The sequence below is a fragment of the Streptomyces flavidovirens DSM 40150 genome, assembly GCF_000429085.1.
GTDB lineage: Bacteria > Actinomycetota > Actinomycetes > Streptomycetales > Streptomycetaceae > Streptomyces > Streptomyces flavidovirens.
Genome location: NZ_AUBE01000004.1, coordinates 405,298 through 422,047, shown reverse-complemented (window position 1 = coordinate 422,047; position 16,750 = coordinate 405,298). Strand labels below are relative to the sequence as shown.

Below are 16,750 nucleotides of genomic sequence, written 5' to 3'. Positions count from 1 at the left end.
GGCCGGCCGTCGTAGGCTCCGGTCATGACTGATCGTGTCGTGGTGGTGGGTGCGGCCGTGTTCGACGAGGGCCGGCTGCTGGCCGCGCGCCGCAGTGCCCCGCCCGAGCTGGCGGGCCGCTGGGAGCTGCCCGGCGGCAAGGTGGAACCCGGTGAGACGCCGGAGCAGGCGCTCGTACGCGAACTGCGCGAAGAGCTGGGCGTCGAGACGGACGTGCTGGAACGCATCGAGGGCGAGTGGCCGCTGAAGCCCGGTTATGTCCTGCACGTGTGGACCGCCCGGCTGCTGTCCGGCACCCCCCGTCCCCTCCAGGACCATGACGAGCTGCGCTGGCTTCGTCCGCACGAGGCGGACACCGTGGACTGGCTCCCCGAGGACCGCCCCGCCGTGGCCGAGGCGGTACGCCGCCTGAGTGCCCTGCCGGGGCCTGCCGCGCAGGCCTGAGACCCGGCGGCCCACGCAGGGCGTGCGTGGATACGTGCGTGGATAACTCGTACGCCGTTCGTGCCACGGTGCTTCCAGGTCTGCGGTAACCCGGACCTCATATCGGGTATGTGGTGATTAAACCCCCGAAATTGGGCGCGGGTCTGCGGCTGGTCTGGCATCTGGGATGTGGGCGGCGTGATCTACACCGACGGCGACTGCGCCGAGTGGACGTTCCCTGCTGAGCCCGACGCCGTCCGCAGCGCCCGCCACGCCGTCCGCGACGCGCTGGGCGCCTGGGGGCTGCTCGACACCATCGGCGATGTCACCGTACTGCTGGTCAGCGAGCTGGTGACCAATTCCTTGCGGTACGCCTCCGGGCCGATCCGGGTCCGTCTCGTACGCCCCGACACCGACGGCGACCCGGCGGGCGCCCGCCCCGTACTGGTGGTCGAAGTCTCGGACCCTCTTCCGGATCCGCCCCTGACCCGGGTCGCCGACGCCGATGACGAGGGAGGACGCGGTTTGCAACTGGTGGCCCGTTCCGCTCAGCGATGGGGTACCCGCCGGGGCAGAACGGGCAAGACGGTGTGGTTCGAGCTGGCTCTCCCTGGTTAGAAGAGTGAAGGGACAACGATCACCACGCGACTCTCCGACCCGGCCGAAAAGGAACGAGACCGTGCTGTGATCGTGAACGCCGTGCCGGTTGTGGCCGTAGTGCTGAATACTGCGGGAAGGACCGGTCCGGTGCGTTGAGCTGGAGGGGACGGTCGCGTGAACGAGATATCAGCGGCAGCGGGCGAAGTGATGTGGCAAAGCAGCCCGCCCGGCTCGATCTACGACTACATAAGAGTCGCGTCCTTCTCGATCGGCCCGGGCGGGCTGGTCGAGCAGTGGAGCAGGCGGGCCGAGGAGCTGTTCGGCCTGCCCGCGTCCGACGTGGTCGGGAAGGATCCGATCGAGGCGTTCATGCCCCCCGAGCTGCGGGTGCGCGGACATCACCGGCTCTCCGAGATCCTCGACGGCAAGGAGTGGACCGGGCTCGTCCCCTTCCGGATGCCCGGCCGTGAAGGCGGCGCAGCGCGCCACGGGGCGCGTGCGCACGGCATCGCGGAGATCTACGTGATGCCCAGCGTCACACCCGACGGCGAACAGGCCGCGCTCTGCCTGGTCGTCGACGTCAGCGCGGTACGCCGGATCGAGACCGATCTCGCCGCTTCGCAGGCCATTTTCGGCCAATCTCCTTTCGGTTTTCTGCTGTTCGGTACGGACTTCACCGTGCAGCGCGCCAACAAGCGCTTCGCCACCGTCTTCGGCGGCGCCGTGGAAGACCACCGCGGCCGCACCGTCCACGACTACCTCACCCGCAACGAGGCCGACCGCATGACCGCCGCCCTGGAGCGGGTCCTGGAGAGCGGTGAGGCCGTCACCGACATGCAGATCGTCGGCACCGCCCCCGGCGAGACGGAGCGCAGGCACTGGTCGGTCAACCTCTACCGGGTGCACAGCGGATCCGGCCGCGCCATCGGCGTCGCCGGGCTCGCCACCGACGTGACGCGCCGCCATGTCGCCGCCCGCGAGGCCGCCGACGCCCGCCGCAACCTCGCCCTGCTCAACGAGGCCGGCGCCCGCATCGGCAACTCCCTCGACCTGGAGACCACCGCCCGCGAACTCCTCGACGTAGCCGTCCCGGGCTTCTGCGACCTCGCATCCGTCGACCTCTACCAAGGCCTCCTGGCCGGCGACGAAGCCCCGCCGGGCCGGGCCGACGGCAGCGCCGAGCTGCGCCGCGTCGCCTTCGCCAGCGCCGTCTCCGAGGGCCCGCTGTCCGCTCCGGCATGCGTCGCCGACGGCGACGATCCGGGACCGACCGAGGTGGGCGCCGTACACCGCTATCCGTTCAGCTCACCCTGCGCGAGCGCCCTGCGCACCGCCCGCGTCCAGGCCGTACCCGGTGCGGACGGCAGCCTCGTCCACACCACGCTCGCCGTGCCGATGGTCGCCCACGACACCGTCGTCGGCCTCGCCCAGTTCTCCCGTACGAAGGGCAGCGAGCCCTTCGGGGAACGCGACCTGGCGCTCGCCACCGAACTCGCCGCCCGCGCCGCCGTCTGCATCGACAACGCCCGCCTCTACCGGCGCGAGCACGAGCGCGCCCTGATCCTCCAGCGCAGCCTGCTGCCACCCGGCGACCCCGAGGCCGCCGGACTGGACATCGCCTGCCGCTACCTGCCCGGCAACACGGCGACCGAGGTGGGCGGCGACTGGTTCGACGTCATCGAACTGCCCGGCCACCGCACGGCCCTGGTCGTCGGCGACGTCATGGGACGCGGCCTGCGCGCCGCCGTGGCCATGGGTGAACTGCGCACGGCGGTACGGACCTTGGCCCTGCTCGACCTGGAGCCGGCCGAAGTCCTGTCCGCGCTGGACGAGATCGCGCGCGGCCTCGGCTCACCCAGCGGCGCGCAGCACGCGTCGCGCGCCGTCCACAAGGCGCGGGAAGCCGACCTGTCGGAGGTCTACCTCGCGACCTGCGTGTACGCCGTCTACGACCCGGTCACCCGCCGCTGTACGTTCGCCAACGCCGGCCACCTGCCGCCCGTCCTCGTCGAACCGGGCGAGGAGGCGCTGCTGCTCGACGTACCGCCGGGGATGCCGCTCGGTGTCGGCGGGGAGCCGTTCGAGGAGGTCGAGGTCGAGGTGCCGGAGGGCGCGCTGCTCGCGCTCTACACCGACGGGCTCGTCGAGTCACGGGACCATCCGCTGGAGGAAGGCCTGCTGGCGTTCCGTGCGGCGCTCGCCGGTCCGGCGCATCCCCTGGAAGACGTCTGCGACCACGTACTGAACACCCTCGACACCCGGCACGGTGAGGACGACATCGCCCTGCTCATGGCCCGCGTCCAGGGGATGCCCGCCGAGTCGGTCGGCGACTGGCGCCTGCCGCGGGAGCCCCGCTCGGTGGGCCGGGCGCGGGAACTGGCGCGGGGGCAGCTCGTCACCTGGGGCCTCGAAGACCTGGTGGACACCACGGAGTTGCTGGTGAGCGAGCTCGTGACGAACGCGCTGCGGTACGGCGAGGGTGAGATCAGGCTCCGGCTGCTCCTCGACCGTACGCTCGTGTGCGAGGTGTGGGACGCGGGGCTCGTCCAGCCGCGGCGGCGCCGGGCCCGCGACACCGACGAGGGCGGGCGCGGGCTCCAACTGGTGGGGCTGCTCAGCGCCGCGTGGGGATCGCGGCGTACACCGCGCGGCAAGACGGTCTGGTTCGAACTCGCGCTGCCGACGGGGGAGGCGGACAAGTCGGAGAAGGGCGAGCTCAGTTTCGACCAGTTGCTGAGCCTCTTCTGACAGCGGTACGCCGGTACACCGGTCACCGGGTTTTCATGGCGGCCAGCCTGGCCTCGATCTCCGCGTCGTCGCCCAGGTTGTCCAACTGCTCGAACTGGGTGTCCAGGGACGAGGCGGCCAGCTCCTGCTTGCCCATGGCCCTTGCCTCCTCGCGGCGAACCTTGTCCTCGAAGCGGCTCAGCTCGCTCGTCGGGTCCAGGACGTCGATGTTCTTGACGGCGTCCAGCATCTGGTTCTGTGCCTGAGCGGACTTGGCGCGGGCGACGAGTTCGTCGCGCCTGGAGGTCAGTTCGGTGAGCTTGGTCTTCATCTGGACCAGGCCGGCTTTGAGCTTGTCGACGACCTCCGTCTGCGTCGCGATGACCGGCTCTGCGGCCTTCGCCTCCTTCTCGGACCGGAGCTGGCGCTGGAGCGCGACTTTCGCCAGGTTGTCGAACCGGTCCGCCTCCGCCGCCGGCCCGGCGGCGCGCAGCTCGTCGGCCTTCCTGCTGGCGGCGAGCGCCTTGACGCCCCACTCCCTGGCCGCGTCCACGTCCTCCTTGTGGTCGAGCTCCAGGAGCCGCAGGTTGCCGATGGTGGTGGCGACGGCCTCCTCGGCTTCCGTGATGTTGTGGGTGTAGTCGCGGATCAGCTGGTCCAGCATCTTCTGCGGATCCTCGGCCTGGTCGAGGAGCGCGTTGATGTTGGCCCGCGCGAGCTGGGTCACGCGGCCGAGGACGGTCTGCTTCGTCATGCGCGTCTCCTTGACGTCCCTAAATATCTGTCGTTGGGTGTCCGGGCCTGTCGGTGCGTGCGGTCAGAACCGGCCGCCGCCACCTCTGCGCCCCCGCGTGCCGCCGCCGCCGAAGCTGCCGGGACTCCGGCCGAAGCCCCCTCCGCCGGCGAAGCCACCGCCGCTGGGGCCACCGCCCCGGCCGCCGCCGAGGAGGCCGCCGAGGAGGATGCCGCCGAGCACCGCGCCGTTCAGACCTCCTGCGCCTCCTGCGCCTGCGAAGCCGCCGCTGCCGCCTCCGAAGCCTCCGCCGAACTGGTCGCCGTACCCGCGTACGTCGTCTTCGGCCAGGCTCTGCGCCTGCCGGGCCATGGCGTCCGCCCGCTGGGCCTCGGCGAGCGCGCTCCGCGCGTCGTCGGAGGCAGCGGCGGCGGCCGACCGTTCGAGGTGGCGCTGGGCCTCCGCGAGGCGGGTGCGGGCCCGGCTGCCGACCGCGCCCCGGTGCGTCGTGATGTAGTCGGCGGCCGCGTCGGTCGCGGAGCGGGCGGTGAGCGTGGCCTGGTCGAGCAGCATGCGCGCCCGGCGCCCCGCCGTCTCCCGCTCGCGCGCCCCCGCCAGCGCCTCCTCCAGTGCCGCGTCGGCCTCCTCGACGCGGCGCAGGGCGTCGATCGGGTCGTAGCGCCCCGACTCCTTCTCGCCCTGTACGCCGGCCACGACGGCTTCGGCGCGGGCGATACGTCCCGACAGGTCAGCCGTCGCGCCCCCGCCCTCCAGGAGGCCGCGCGCGTCGGCCAGATCGGTCTGCGTCTCCGTCAGCGCGCCGGGGAGCTTGCCCGCCGCTTCGGCCAGTTCGCGTGCGCGGCGGTCGATGGCGTCGATGAGCGTGGCCGCCTGGCCGACGGCGCCCTCGGCCGCCCGTACGAACACCGCCGCCCTGCCCGTGTCGCCCGCGTCCACGGCCTGCCGGGCCTCGGTGAGGCTGGTGGTCGCGAAGGCGAGCCGGTCCTTGGCCTGCTCGGCGTGGCCGCCGACGGGCGCCGCAGCCGAGTCCGCGTACCGCCGTCGCATGGCCGTCAGCATCGCCTCGGCCGTGCCCGCGCGCCCGGCGAGATCGCGAAAGGCCGCTTCGGCGGTGGCGAGCGCCTGCGGGGCGTTCTGCTCCAGGGCCCGCAACTGGTCGAAGGACTCCGACTCGGCGTCGAGCCGGCGGCCGGCCCCGGTGCAGCGGTCGATGATCTCGTCGAGCATGCGGCGCCGGGTGGCGTCGTCCTCCGGGTAGGCGTCGTCGAGCTGCTGGCGCAGCCGGAAGGCGACGGCCAGTTCCTTCTTGGCGTACGCGAGCGCCTCGCCGAAGGGGCGGGCCGCCTCCTCGCCGAACTCGGCGGAGGCGAAGCCCAGTTCCTCCTCGCTGGTGCGGATCGCGTCGTCCGCCTCGACGAGTTCGCGGGTGGCCCGCGCGTCGAGTTCCGGCAGCGGAATCTGCGGCTCCTGGGCCGCCCGGGCGTGCTGTCCAGGGGTGGTGCGGGTGACTGACCGCCGTCTGCGCCGGGTGTACGAGTACGCCGCCAGCGCACCGGCCGCGCCGACCACGACCACGGGGAGCACCAGGTCGCCGGCGCCGCTCGCGCCGTCGTCCGGGCCGCCGCCGGGGTCCGCGACGCCCGGCGTGATGTCGGGCACCGGGACGGACCTTCCGGCGAGCACGGCGGCGTAGCCGTTCGCGGCGCCGATCGCCGCGCCCGCCCAGTCGTTCTGCCGCAGGGCCGGCTCGATCGCGGTCCTGGCGACGTCGTCGAGTTCCGCGTCGCTGAGGCGCGAGTCCTGGTCGGCGGAGTAGGCGTACTGCCGGTCGTGGGTGGCGACGGCGAGCAGCACGTCGTCGCGGCCGAGCCCGCTGAGCTCGGCGGTGTCGTCGGCCCAGCTCTGCGCGGATCTCCCGGAGAAGTCACGGACGTACGCGACGAAGAGCTGGACGCGGCGGGTGTCGTAGAGCCGGTCCAGCGCGGCTTCGACGTCGTTCGTACGGTCGCCGAGCGCGCCCACTCTGTCGGTGATCTGGCCGTCGCGGGAGAGGCTGATGGGGTCGTCGGCGCGGGCGCCCCGGTCGGCGGGCAGGGCGAGGCACCACGCGGCCAGCAGTGTGCTGAGGAGTAGCCGGGCGGCAGCGGATCGCGTCACGTTTGCGAGGTTATGTCCACGCTGTGCGACCCGCGACCGGACGGCCGGGGCGGGGCGGAGCCCTCGGGGGTCAGGCCAGCTTGGTCAGGAGGAGGGCCGCGTCCTTCGGGGTCAGGTCGATCCCGAACACGTCCGACAGGACCTTCGGCACCTCCTCCGCCTCCAGCACCCGCACCTCCGGCCCCCCGTCCGCGCCCGGCCGGACCGTGGTCAGCGTGCGGTTGTCCAGGAGGTGGAGGCGGTCCGGGTGCACCCGCTGGATGAAGGGGCGGTAGCTGAAGGGCGAGTGTGAGCTGGTGGCGATGAAGTGGTTCGCCATCCGGAAGTCGACCGGGTACTGCGGGTCGAGCGTGAAGGTGTGCCGCGCCATCCACCCGTCACCGGTGTCGTCGCTCTCCCCCTCGCGCGCCGGCTGGTAGAGCGTCCACCCCTCCGCACCCGGCGTGACCTCCCCGCGCCGCAGCCGGTACGCCCACACGCCGTCCGCCGTCGCCGTCCCGGTCCCGTCCGCCCTCATCTCGATCGGCTCCAGCGGGCTCGCCCCGAAGCCGGTGTCGCTCAGCCACCGCCGCCCGTCGATGTCCACGATCAGCATGGCGTGCGTGGTGGGCAGCAGCTTCGGGGAGCCCATCCGGATCCGGCCCAGCACCGCGAAGAACGTGAACCCGAGCCGCTCCAGGGCAGCGGCGTACAGGGAGACGTGCTCGAAGCAGTAGCCGCCGCGCGCGTTGCCGATCATCTTGCTCTGGAGCGTGGCGAGGCCGAGCGGGACGTCTCCGCGCAGGACCGCGTCCAGGTTCTCCCAGCGCACGCTCAGCACATGCGCGCGGTGCAGCTCGCGCAGCGTCTCCAGGGTGGGGGAGCGGTCTCCCTCGTACCCCAGGTGTGCCAGGTAGGCGTCCAGATCGAGTGCGTCACCGTTCCACATCGCGTACGTACCCCGTCGTCTCGTCCGTAGCTTCGCGCCGACGCCCGGCGCTCGGGCCACAGGTGAAGCGCGGCACGCTCCGGCTCTATTCCGTGCGCCGGAAGATCTTGTCGCCCAGCCAGACCAGCGGGTCGTACTTACGGTCGACCGCCCGCTCCTTCAAGGGGATCAGGGCGTTGTCCGTGATCTTGATGTTCTCCGGGCAGACCTCCGTGCAGCACTTGGTGATGTTGCAGTAGCCGAGCCCGTGCTCGTCCTGCGCGGTCTTCTTGCGGTCGACTCCGACCCCGGCGGCCGCGTCCAGCGGATGCATGTCCAGCTCGGCGATCCGCATCAGGAACCTCGGCCCCGCGAAGGACGCCTTGTTCTCCTCGTGGTCGCGCACCACATGGCAGGTGTCCTGGCACAGGAAGCACTCGATGCACTTGCGGAACTCCTGCGGGCGCTCCACGTCGATCTGCTGCATCCGGTAATCACCCGCCGCGACCCCCGGAGGCGGTACGAAGGCGGGCACCTCCCGCGCCTTCGCGTAGTTGAACGACACGTCCGTCACCAGGTCGCGTACGACGGGAAACGCCCGCAGCGGCGTGACGGTGATCGTTTCCTCGCGCGAGAAGATGGACATCCGCGTCATGCACAGCAGCCGCGGCCGCCCGTTGATCTCCGCACTGCACGAACCGCACTTGCCCGCCTTGCAGTTCCAGCGCACCGCGAGATCCGAAGCCTGGGTGGCCTGGAGGCGGTGGATGATGTCGAGGACGACCTCGCCCTCGTTCACCTCGACCTTGAAGTCCTCCAGCTCCCCGCCGTCGGCGTCACCGCGCCAGACCCTGAAGGCCGCCGTGTAGCTGCTCATGAGTGGAGCTCCTCTTCGGCGAGGTACTTGACCAGCTCTTCCTTCTCGAAGAGGCCGAGCAGGTCGGGGCGGATGGGCTCGGTGGTCTCCCGTGCGAGCGAGATCTGCCCCCGCCGCGGCTCGTCGGACGGCGCCAGACCGCCCGACACATCCGCCAGCCGGCAGAGCAGATTGACCCGGCGCCACTCCGGCTCCATCGCCGGGCAGTCCTCGCGGGTGTGACCGCCACGGCTCTCGGTACGCTCCAGCGCCGCCCGTGCGACGCACTCGCTGACCAGCAGCATGTTCCGCAGGTCCAGCGCGAGGTGCCAGCCCGGATTGAACTGCCGGTGACCCTCGACCCCGGCCCGGTGCGCCCGTACCCGCAGGTCGGCCAGTTTCTCCAGGGCCTGCTCCATCTCCGGCTCGCGCCTGATGATGCCGACCAGGTCGTTCATCGTCTGCTGGAGCTCCTGGTGGAGGGTGTACGGGTTCTCCGGCGGGCGCCCGTCCGCCTCTCCCGGCTCGGGTCCCTCCGCGCTGAAGGGGCGCAGTGCCTCGGCCGCCGCCGCGTCCACCTGGCCGGCGTCCGGTCGCGGACGCGCGGCCCCTTCCCCGAACCCGATCGCGTACCGCGCGGCGTGCAGCCCGGCCCTGCGCCCGAAGACCAGCAGGTCGGAGAGCGAGTTGCCGCCGAGCCGGTTGGAGCCGTGCATGCCGCCGGCCACCTCGCCCGCGGCGTACAGTCCGGGGACGCCGCGGGTGGCGGCGGTGTCGGAGTCGACGGCGACGCCGCCCATCACGTAGTGGCAGGTCGGGCCGACCTCCATCGCCTCGGCGGTGATGTCGACGTCCGCCAGCTCTTTGAACTGGTGATACATCGACGGCAGCCTGCGCCGGATCGTCTCGGCCGGCATGCGCGTCGACACGTCGAGGAAGACGCCGCCGTGCGGGGAGCCGCGGCCCGCCTTCACCTCGGAGTTGATGGCGCGCGCGACCTCGTCGCGGGGGAGCAGCTCGGGGGGACGCCGGTTGTTGTCCGGGTCCTCGTACCAGCGGTCGCCCTCCTCCTCCGACTGCGCGTACTTCTCCTTGAAGACGTCGGGGATGTAGTCGAACATGAACCGCTTGCCGTCGGAGTTGCGCAGTACGCCGCCGTCGCCGCGCACCGACTCGGTGACGAGGATGCCCTTGACGGAAGGCGGCCAGACCATGCCCGTCGGATGGAACTGCACGAACTCCATGTTGAGCAGCGGGGCGCCCGCGAGCAGGGCCAGCGCGTGGCCGTCGCCCGTGTACTCCCACGAGTTCGACGTCACCTTGAAGGACTTGCCGATGCCGCCCGTGGCCAGCACGACAGCCGGCGCCTCAAGGACGAAGAACCGGCCGGACTCGCGCTCGTAACAGAAGGTCCCCGCGACCCGCTCCCGCTCGTCCTTCAACACCCGCGTGACCGTGCACTCCTGGAAGACCTTGAGCCGGGCCTCGTAGTCGCCGAACTCGCGGAAGTCCTCCTGCTGGAGCGAGACGATCTTCTGCTGGAGCGTGCGGATCAGCTCCAGGCCGGTCCGGTCACCGACATGTGCGAGGCGCGGGTACTCGTGCCCGCCGAAGTTGCGCTGCGAGATCTTCCCGTCCGGCGTACGGTCGAACAGCGCCCCCCACGTCTCCAGCTCCCACACCCGGTCGGGTGCCTCGCGCGCGTGCAGCTCCGCCATCCGCCACTGGTTGAGGAACTTGCCGCCGCGCATGGTGTCGCGGAAGTGCACCTGCCAGTTGTCGCCGGAGTTCACGTTGCCCATGGACGCGGCGATGCCGCCTTCCGCCATGACCGTGTGCGCCTTGCCGAAGAGCGACTTGCAGATGACCGCGGTACGGGCACCCTGCTCCCGCGCCTCGATGGCGGCGCGCAGTCCGGCGCCGCCCGCGCCGACCACGACGACGTCCCACCCCTGCCGTTCGAGCTGCGTCATCAAACACCCTTCAATCAGTCGTCTAGAACAGCCTTGGGTCGTCGAAAGCGCCGGACGCCACCAGGTAGACGTAGAAGTCGGCGAGGGCGACGCTGAGCAGCGAGGCCCAGGCGAGCTGCATGTGGCGGGCGTTGAGCTTGCCGACCCAGCCCCACAGCCGGTAGCGCACCGGGTGCCTGGAGAAGTGTTTGAGCTTGCCGCCGACGATGTGCCGGCAGGAGTGGCAGGAGAACGTGTACGCCCAGATCAGCACGATGTTGACCAGGAAGACGAGGGTGCCCAGGCCCATGTGGCCCCACGCGTACGTCTCGTCGCGGAAGGCGAGCACGGTGTCGTACGTGAGGATCCCGGCGACGGGGACGGCGGCGTAGAAGAAGTACCGGTGGATGTTCTGCAGGATCAGCGGGAAGCGGGTCTCGCCGCTGTACGTCTTGTGCGGCTCGGCGACCGCGCAGGCCGGCGGCGAGGCCCAGAAGCCCCGGTAATAGGCCTTGCGGTAGTAGTAGCAGGTCAGCCGGAAGCCGAGCGGAAAGATCAGGATGAGCAGGGCGGGGGACAGGCCCCACCAGCTACCGAAGATCGCCCAGTTGGGGCCGTCCTTCATCGGTACGCAGTTCTCCGCCAGGCAGGGCGAGTAGAACGGCGAGACGTAGGGCGCCGCGTAGTAGTCGGCGTTCGCGAAGGCCCGCCAGGTCGAGTAGACGACGAAGGCGAGCAGCCCGGCAGCGGTCGCCGCGGGCGCCAGCCACCAGCGGTCCGTGCGCAGATGCCGGGCGGTGATCGCGGCGCGTGAGGCGTCATGGACGCCCGTGCGGGGCTGGGGTTCTGTGCCAGTGGCCAACGAGGACTCCGTATGGAGCGGGCAGTCGGGACAGGGCGGGCCGGGGGCGTACCGCTAGGGCGCGTGCCGGTCGCGTGCGCCGAGGCCCTCGTCGTCCGAGTCGGTCCACAGCGCGCTGTTGTACGGGTCGTCCGGGATGGACACCAGGTCGGGACGCGCCTCGGGCCGGCGCAGAGTGGGAGCGGCCTCGCTCAGCAGGGCCAGGCTCTCGCGCAGATGGCCCGCGTCGGTGCGTACACGCCTGATCTCCAGGCTGCCGCCGCCGACCTGCTGCTCCAGCCGTTCCACCGACTGGACCAGAGTGTCGAGGCAGCGCTGAACCGCTGCCAGGTCGTTTTGCAGGGACATGTAGTGCCCTCATTTCCACGGTGGCGCGTGGTAACGCTCATGCGCCTGCGAGTGTCGCGCGTCACATCCCCTCTTGTGAAGGGATGTGCAGCGATTCTCGGCGCGCGGCCCCCCGTGCGCCCCCTTCTGTTGGGCCGCACGGGTGGGGTTCGAGTGGTTCGCCGCCGTGTCGCCGACGGCTCACGCGCGGGGTCCATTTCAGTTGAGCGGAGTTGATGTGATCACCATCATATGCCGCCAAATGTGAAAAACCGGGCTCATTCCGACAGGGGATGGGCCGGGCCGGCCCTGGAGGTACCAGCCATGTCCCACGTCGGCGTCCCACGCGGGGAGGCAGCCCCGGCAAACCGCCGCAGGCCCAAGCGAGCGCGAGCCGCCCGCTGCCTCGCGCTCGTCACCGCCGGGATGCTCGGGCTGCCCGCCCTGGCGGGCTGCGGCTCGGGCGACGACGAGGCGCAGGGGGTGGTCGTCCCCCAGGACATCGCCCCCGCCGGGCGCGACCAGGTCGCCGACGGCGGCGCGGTCCGCTGGGCCGTCGACACCACGCCCGCCACCCTCAACGCCTTCCAGGCCGACGCCGACGCCTCCACCACGCGCATCGCGGGCGCCGTACTCCCGTCGCTCTTCACCCTCGACCAGCGCGGCCGCCCGCAGCGCAACCCCGACTACCTGGAGTCCGCCGAGATCGTCGAGCGCGAGCCCAAGCAGGTCGTGCTCTACAAGATGAACCAGCAGGCGGTGTGGAGCGACGGCCGCGAGATCGGCGCGCCGGACTTCGTGGCCCAGTGGCGTGCGCTCAACGGCAGGGACACGGCGTACTGGACCGCCCGCAACGCCGGCTACGAGCGCATCGAGAGGATCGAGCGCGGCGCCGACGACCTGGAGGTCCGGGTCACCTTCGCCAAGCCGTACGCGGACTGGCGCTCGCTCTTCACACCGCTCTACCCGAAGGACGTGATGGGCAAGCCCAACTCCTTCAACGACGGCGCCCGCGCCGGCCTCAAGCCGACGGCAGGACCCTTCACGCTCAAGGAACTGGACCGCGCGAGCGGCGAGGCCACCCTCGAACGCAATCCCCGCTGGTGGGGGCAGCCCTCGAAGCTCGACACGCTCGTCTTCCGCACCGTGACCCGCGACAAGCGCACCGCGGCGCTCGCCGCCGGTGAACTCGACATCGCCGACATCGGCCGCCGCACCGCGGACCGCCTCGCCCTGGCCGCCAGGGACGCGGGAGCCAAGGGCCAGCCAATGAACCACGGCCCCGGCGCCGCCGTCACACCCGCCTCCGCGCTCAGATCCTGGGCCATCGCCCACGGGTCGGCCGAGGAAGAGGCCGCCGTGGAACTGGAGGCCCGCAGGAAGTCCCGCGAGGCGATCAAGAAGTACGCCGACGAGCAGGCCGCACTGCGCGGCTTCGTCATCCGCAAGTCCCTCGAACCCGCCTACACGCAGCTCGCGCTCAACGGCACGTCCGGCCCGCTCACCGACGACCGGGTACGCCGCGCGGTGGCCCGCGCCATCGACCGCCGCGCGCTCGCCGAGGCCGTACTGAAGCCGCTCGGCCTGCCCGCGCACCCCCTCGGCAGCCACCTCGCGCTGGCGGGCCAGGAGGCGTACGCCGACAGCAGCGGCGCGCTGGGCGACCAGGACACCGAGGCCGCCCAGGCACTGCTGGCGGACGCGGGCTGGAAGCCGGGCGGGGCCGCGGCGGGGCAGAAGCCGGAGGGCGCGAAGGCGGGCAGCACAGCGGAAAAGAAGGAGAAGAGTACGGAACGCGAAGCCGACGACGGCATGTACATCGTCGGAGACGAGAGCGACTCCAAGCCCGGCGACTCCAAGCCCGGCGGCTCCTACGGCACGGAATCCGGTACGTACGTCCTCGCCCCGGCGCCCGCCGCGGCCCTCCAGGGCCAGGCACTGCGCATGCAGGCACGTTTCATCGGGGCAAAGGACAGCATCGGCGCGAAGGACAGCGCCGGCAGCGCGCGGGCCAAGGACAGCGCCGACGGCAAGAAGAAGGGCGGCGTCGCCGGCGCGTACGCCCCGCTCGGGACCGCCGCTCCCGCCGCGGCCGGCGCCGCCCGAGGACCGCTCGGCAAGAACGGCAAGCCCCTGACCTTGCGTTTCGTGCTCCCGTCGGGCCCCGGCTCGGAGTCACTGCGTACCGTCGGCGAAAAGATCTCAGGGATGCTGGAGCGCGTCGGCGTACGTACGGAGATGGTCAAGGTCTCCGACGACAGCTACTTCAAGGACCACATCGCCTCCGGCGACTACGACCTGGCCCTCTACTCCTGGCCCGCCACCGCCTACCCGGCCACCGACGCCCGCCCGATCTTCGCCAAGCCGGAGCCGGCCGCCGACGGCACGCTGGTGGTCGAGCAGAACTACACGCGCGTCGGCACCGACCACATCGACCAGCTCTTCGACCAGGCCATGGCGGAGCTGGACGAGGCAGCCGCCCGCGACCTGGTGAAACGGGCCGACGCCCGGATCTGGGCGGCGGCCGGGTCCATCCCGCTCTTCCAGCGTCCCGAGCTGGTGGCGGTCAAGCCCGGCCTCGCCAACGTCGGCGCCTTCGGCTTCGCCACCCCCCGTTATCAGGACATCGGCTTCAAGAAGGACGAAACCGCGCAAGGGAAGAACTAGCAGGTCAGGAGCGCTTCAGAACCCTCAGGATTGGCTCAAGTCCCTTGCCCGCCGGTGCCCCGGCGGGCAAGGTGCTGTATGCCCCTTGACCCGGCACAGCTCCGCACCCCACCCCCCACGCGCACGGCCGAAATCTCGTCCCCCGCCACAGCTCCCCGTGACCCCCGGAGCCCTTGTGCGGGGCCGGTACCGATCGCCCCGGAAGCTCGCGCGGCTCACTCCCCGTACCATGGGGGGTAGCCGTGGCGCGACCGCCCGGCGGGCGTATGAGGAAACGAACCGAATACGACGCCCGATCCCACGATCGAGAGAAGCGCAACTCACCCATGCCCACGCGCCACGACATCCGTAACGTAGCCATCGTCGCCCACGTCGACCACGGCAAGACCACCCTGGTCGACGCCATGCTCAAGCAGGCGGGCGCCTTCGCCGCGCACGCCGCCGAGAGCCTCGACGACCGCATGATGGACTCGAACGACCTGGAGCGTGAGAAGGGCATCACGATCCTGGCCAAGAACACGGCCGTCAAGTACCACCCGAAGGATGGCGGCGACGTCATCACGATCAACATCATCGACACCCCCGGCCACGCCGACTTCGGTGGTGAGGTCGAGCGCGGCCTGTCGATGGTCGACGCGGTCGTCCTGCTGGTCGACGCCTCCGAGGGCCCGCTGCCGCAGACGCGCTTCGTGCTCCGCAAGGCGCTCCAGGCGAAGATGCCCGTCATCCTGTGCATCAACAAGACGGACCGCCCGGACTCCCGGATCGACGAGGTCGTCAACGAGACGTACGACCTGTTCCTGGACCTCGACGCGGACGAGGAGCAGATCGAGTTCCCGATCGTCTACGCCTGCGCCCGTGACGGCGTCGCCTCGCTGACCAAGCCGGAGGACGGCACCGTCCCCGCCGACAGCGAGAACCTGGAGCCGTTCTTCTCCACCATCCTGGCGCACGTCCCGGCCCCCGAGTACGACGAAGAGGCGCCCCTCCAGGCCCACGTCACCAACCTCGACGCCGACAACTTCCTCGGCCGTATCGCGCTGTGCCGCGTCGAGCAGGGCGAGCTGCGCAAGGGCCAGACAGTCACCTGGATCAAGCGTGACGGCACGATGTCCAACGTGCGCATCACCGAGCTGATGATGACCGAGGCGCTCACCCGCAAGCCGGCCGAGAAGGCGGGCCCGGGCGACATCTGCGCGATCGCCGGTATCCCGGACATCATGATCGGTGAGACCCTCGCCGACCCCGAGAACCCGATCGCGCTGCCGCTCATCACGGTCGACGAGCCGGCGATCTCCATGACCATCGGTACGAACACCTCGCCGCTGGTCGGCAAGGGCGGCAAGGGCCACAAGGTCACCGCCCGCCAGGTGAAGGACCGCCTGGACAAGGAGCTCATCGGTAACGTCTCGCTCCGCGTCCTGGACACCGAGCGCCCCGACGCCTGGGAGGTCCAGGGCCGTGGTGAGCTCGCGCTGGCCATCCTGGTCGAGCAGATGCGCCGCGAGGGCTTCGAGCTGACCGTCGGCAAGCCCGAGGTCGTCGTGAAGATGGTCGACGGCAAGAAGTACGAGCCGATCGAGCGCATGACGATCGACTGCCCCGAGGAGCACCTCGGCGCCATCACGCAGCTCATGGCGACCCGCAAGGGCCGCATGGAGACGATGACGAACCACGGCTCGGGCTGGATCCGCATGGAGTGGATCGTCCCGTCCCGCGGCCTCATCGGCTTCCGTACGGAGTTCCTGACGCAGACCCGTGGTACGGGCATCGCGCACTCCATCTTCGAGGGCCACGAGCCGTGGTTCGGCGAGCTGCGCACCCGTAACAACGGCTCGCTGGTGGCGGACCGTTCGGGCTCCGTGACCCCGTTCGCGATGATCAACCTCCAGGAGCGGGGTGTCATCTTCGTCGAGGCCGGCACCGAGGTCTACGAGGGCATGATCATTGGTGAGAACTCGCGTTCCGACGACATGGACGTGAACATCACCAAGGAGAAGAAGCTCACCAACATGCGTGCGGCTTCCGCGGACAACACGGAGAACGTCGTGCCGCCGCGCAAGCTGTCGCTCGAGCAGTCGCTGGAGTTCTGCCGCGACGACGAGTGCATCGAGGTGACCCCGGAGACCGTGCGTATCCGCAAGGTCGTCCTGGACCAGAAGGAGCGCGGCCGCACGGCTTCGCGCGCCAAGCGCTGACCCTCGGCGCCTCGGCGCCAGTACGGACCGAAGGCCGGTTTCCGTCGCCCCCGCGTGGGCGACGGAAACCGGCCTGCGGTGTGTCAGGGCCTTTGAGGCGGGCGACACTTGCGCTCTCCCCCGTCAAGCGCATTTACGGCAGGGTCCGTCCGGATATCGGTCACCACTCTCCGGAAGCTGCGTTAACAGTCCGTTTCGCGGGTGTCTGTCTGTGCTCGCTTTGTCCGGATTTCGGGCAGGTGCGCCCGGTCGATGTTGTCAAAACGAGACCCTTTAAGTGTGGTTTACGGGTCTGGGTTACTTAATAGTTGGCTCCATTG

At 70.7% G+C, this 16,750-nt stretch carries 12 protein-coding genes; 5 read left to right on the top strand and 7 right to left on the bottom strand.

All coding sequences use genetic code 11. The features are described 5' to 3' along the window. Positions 1-24: 24 nt before the first annotated feature. The 3 genes from G412_RS0109240 (at position 25) to G412_RS0109230 (ending at position 3,771) form a co-directional block, all read left to right on the top strand. Positions 25-444: a (deoxy)nucleoside triphosphate pyrophosphohydrolase gene (locus tag G412_RS0109240; protein ID WP_037648119.1), complete on the top strand. Its 420-nt coding sequence runs from the start codon at positions 25-27 to the stop codon at positions 442-444. 168 nt (positions 445-612) lie between these two features. Then, positions 613-1,041 (top strand): ATP-binding protein, encoded by a 429-nt coding sequence (locus G412_RS0109235; RefSeq protein ID WP_028811853.1) that lies wholly within the window; start codon positions 613-615, stop codon positions 1,039-1,041. Positions 1,042-1,230: 189 nt separating this feature from the next. Further along, the gene (locus G412_RS0109230) at positions 1,231-3,771 is read left to right on the top strand and encodes a SpoIIE family protein phosphatase (protein WP_028811852.1); all 2,541 of its coding nucleotides are present in this window, start codon (positions 1,231-1,233) and stop codon (positions 3,769-3,771) included. A 22-nt stretch (positions 3,772-3,793) separates the two neighbouring features. On the opposite strand, the gene G412_RS0109225 is transcribed toward G412_RS0109230, so the two are convergent. The 7 genes from G412_RS0109225 to G412_RS0109195 all read right to left on the bottom strand — a co-directional run bounded on the left by G412_RS0109225 (position 3,794) and on the right by G412_RS0109195 (position 11,586). Continuing rightward, a complete protein-coding gene (locus G412_RS0109225; protein ID WP_028811851.1) occupies positions 3,794-4,504 on the bottom strand; it encodes a PspA/IM30 family protein in 711 nt (236 codons plus the stop codon). 63 nt (positions 4,505-4,567) lie between these two features. Beyond that, positions 4,568-6,661 (bottom strand): TPM domain-containing protein, encoded by a 2,094-nt coding sequence (locus G412_RS0109220; RefSeq protein WP_028811850.1) that lies wholly within the window; start codon positions 6,659-6,661, stop codon positions 4,568-4,570. Between the two features lie 70 nt (positions 6,662-6,731). Beyond that, complete coding sequence (locus tag G412_RS0109215) at positions 6,732-7,589, bottom strand: arylamine N-acetyltransferase family protein (RefSeq protein WP_028811849.1); 858 nt, start codon at positions 7,587-7,589, stop codon at positions 6,732-6,734. An 85-nt stretch (positions 7,590-7,674) separates the two neighbouring features. After that, the gene (locus G412_RS0109210; protein ID WP_028811848.1) at positions 7,675-8,445 is read right to left on the bottom strand and encodes a succinate dehydrogenase/fumarate reductase iron-sulfur subunit; all 771 of its coding nucleotides are present in this window, start codon (positions 8,443-8,445) and stop codon (positions 7,675-7,677) included. Continuing rightward, positions 8,442-10,397 carry a fumarate reductase/succinate dehydrogenase flavoprotein subunit gene (locus G412_RS0109205; protein WP_028811847.1) on the bottom strand — a complete coding sequence of 652 codons (1,956 nt, stop codon included), beginning with the start codon at positions 10,395-10,397 and terminating at the stop codon, positions 8,442-8,444. The genes G412_RS0109210 and G412_RS0109205 overlap by 4 nt, the downstream gene beginning before the upstream one ends. A 22-nt stretch (positions 10,398-10,419) precedes the next feature. Then, positions 10,420-11,238, bottom strand: coding sequence for a hypothetical protein (locus tag G412_RS0109200; protein ID WP_028811846.1), 819 nt, complete (start codon positions 11,236-11,238; stop codon positions 10,420-10,422). Positions 11,239-11,292: 54 nt separating this feature from the next. Beyond that, positions 11,293-11,586: a hypothetical protein gene (locus tag G412_RS0109195; protein ID WP_028811845.1), complete on the bottom strand. Its 294-nt coding sequence runs from the start codon at positions 11,584-11,586 to the stop codon at positions 11,293-11,295. Positions 11,587-11,889: 303 nt separating this feature from the next. Here G412_RS0109195 and G412_RS0109190 point away from each other — a divergent pair, with 303 nt between their 5' ends. Both G412_RS0109190 and typA read left to right on the top strand, forming a co-directional pair. Continuing rightward, positions 11,890-14,232 (top strand): ABC transporter family substrate-binding protein, encoded by a 2,343-nt coding sequence (locus G412_RS0109190; RefSeq protein ID WP_028811844.1) that lies wholly within the window; start codon positions 11,890-11,892, stop codon positions 14,230-14,232. 326 nt (positions 14,233-14,558) lie between these two features. Continuing rightward, on the top strand, positions 14,559-16,430 hold the full coding sequence (gene typA, locus G412_RS0109185) for a translational GTPase TypA (protein WP_028811843.1): 1,872 nt from the start codon (positions 14,559-14,561) through the stop codon (positions 16,428-16,430). The last annotated feature ends 320 nt before the right edge of the window (positions 16,431-16,750 follow it).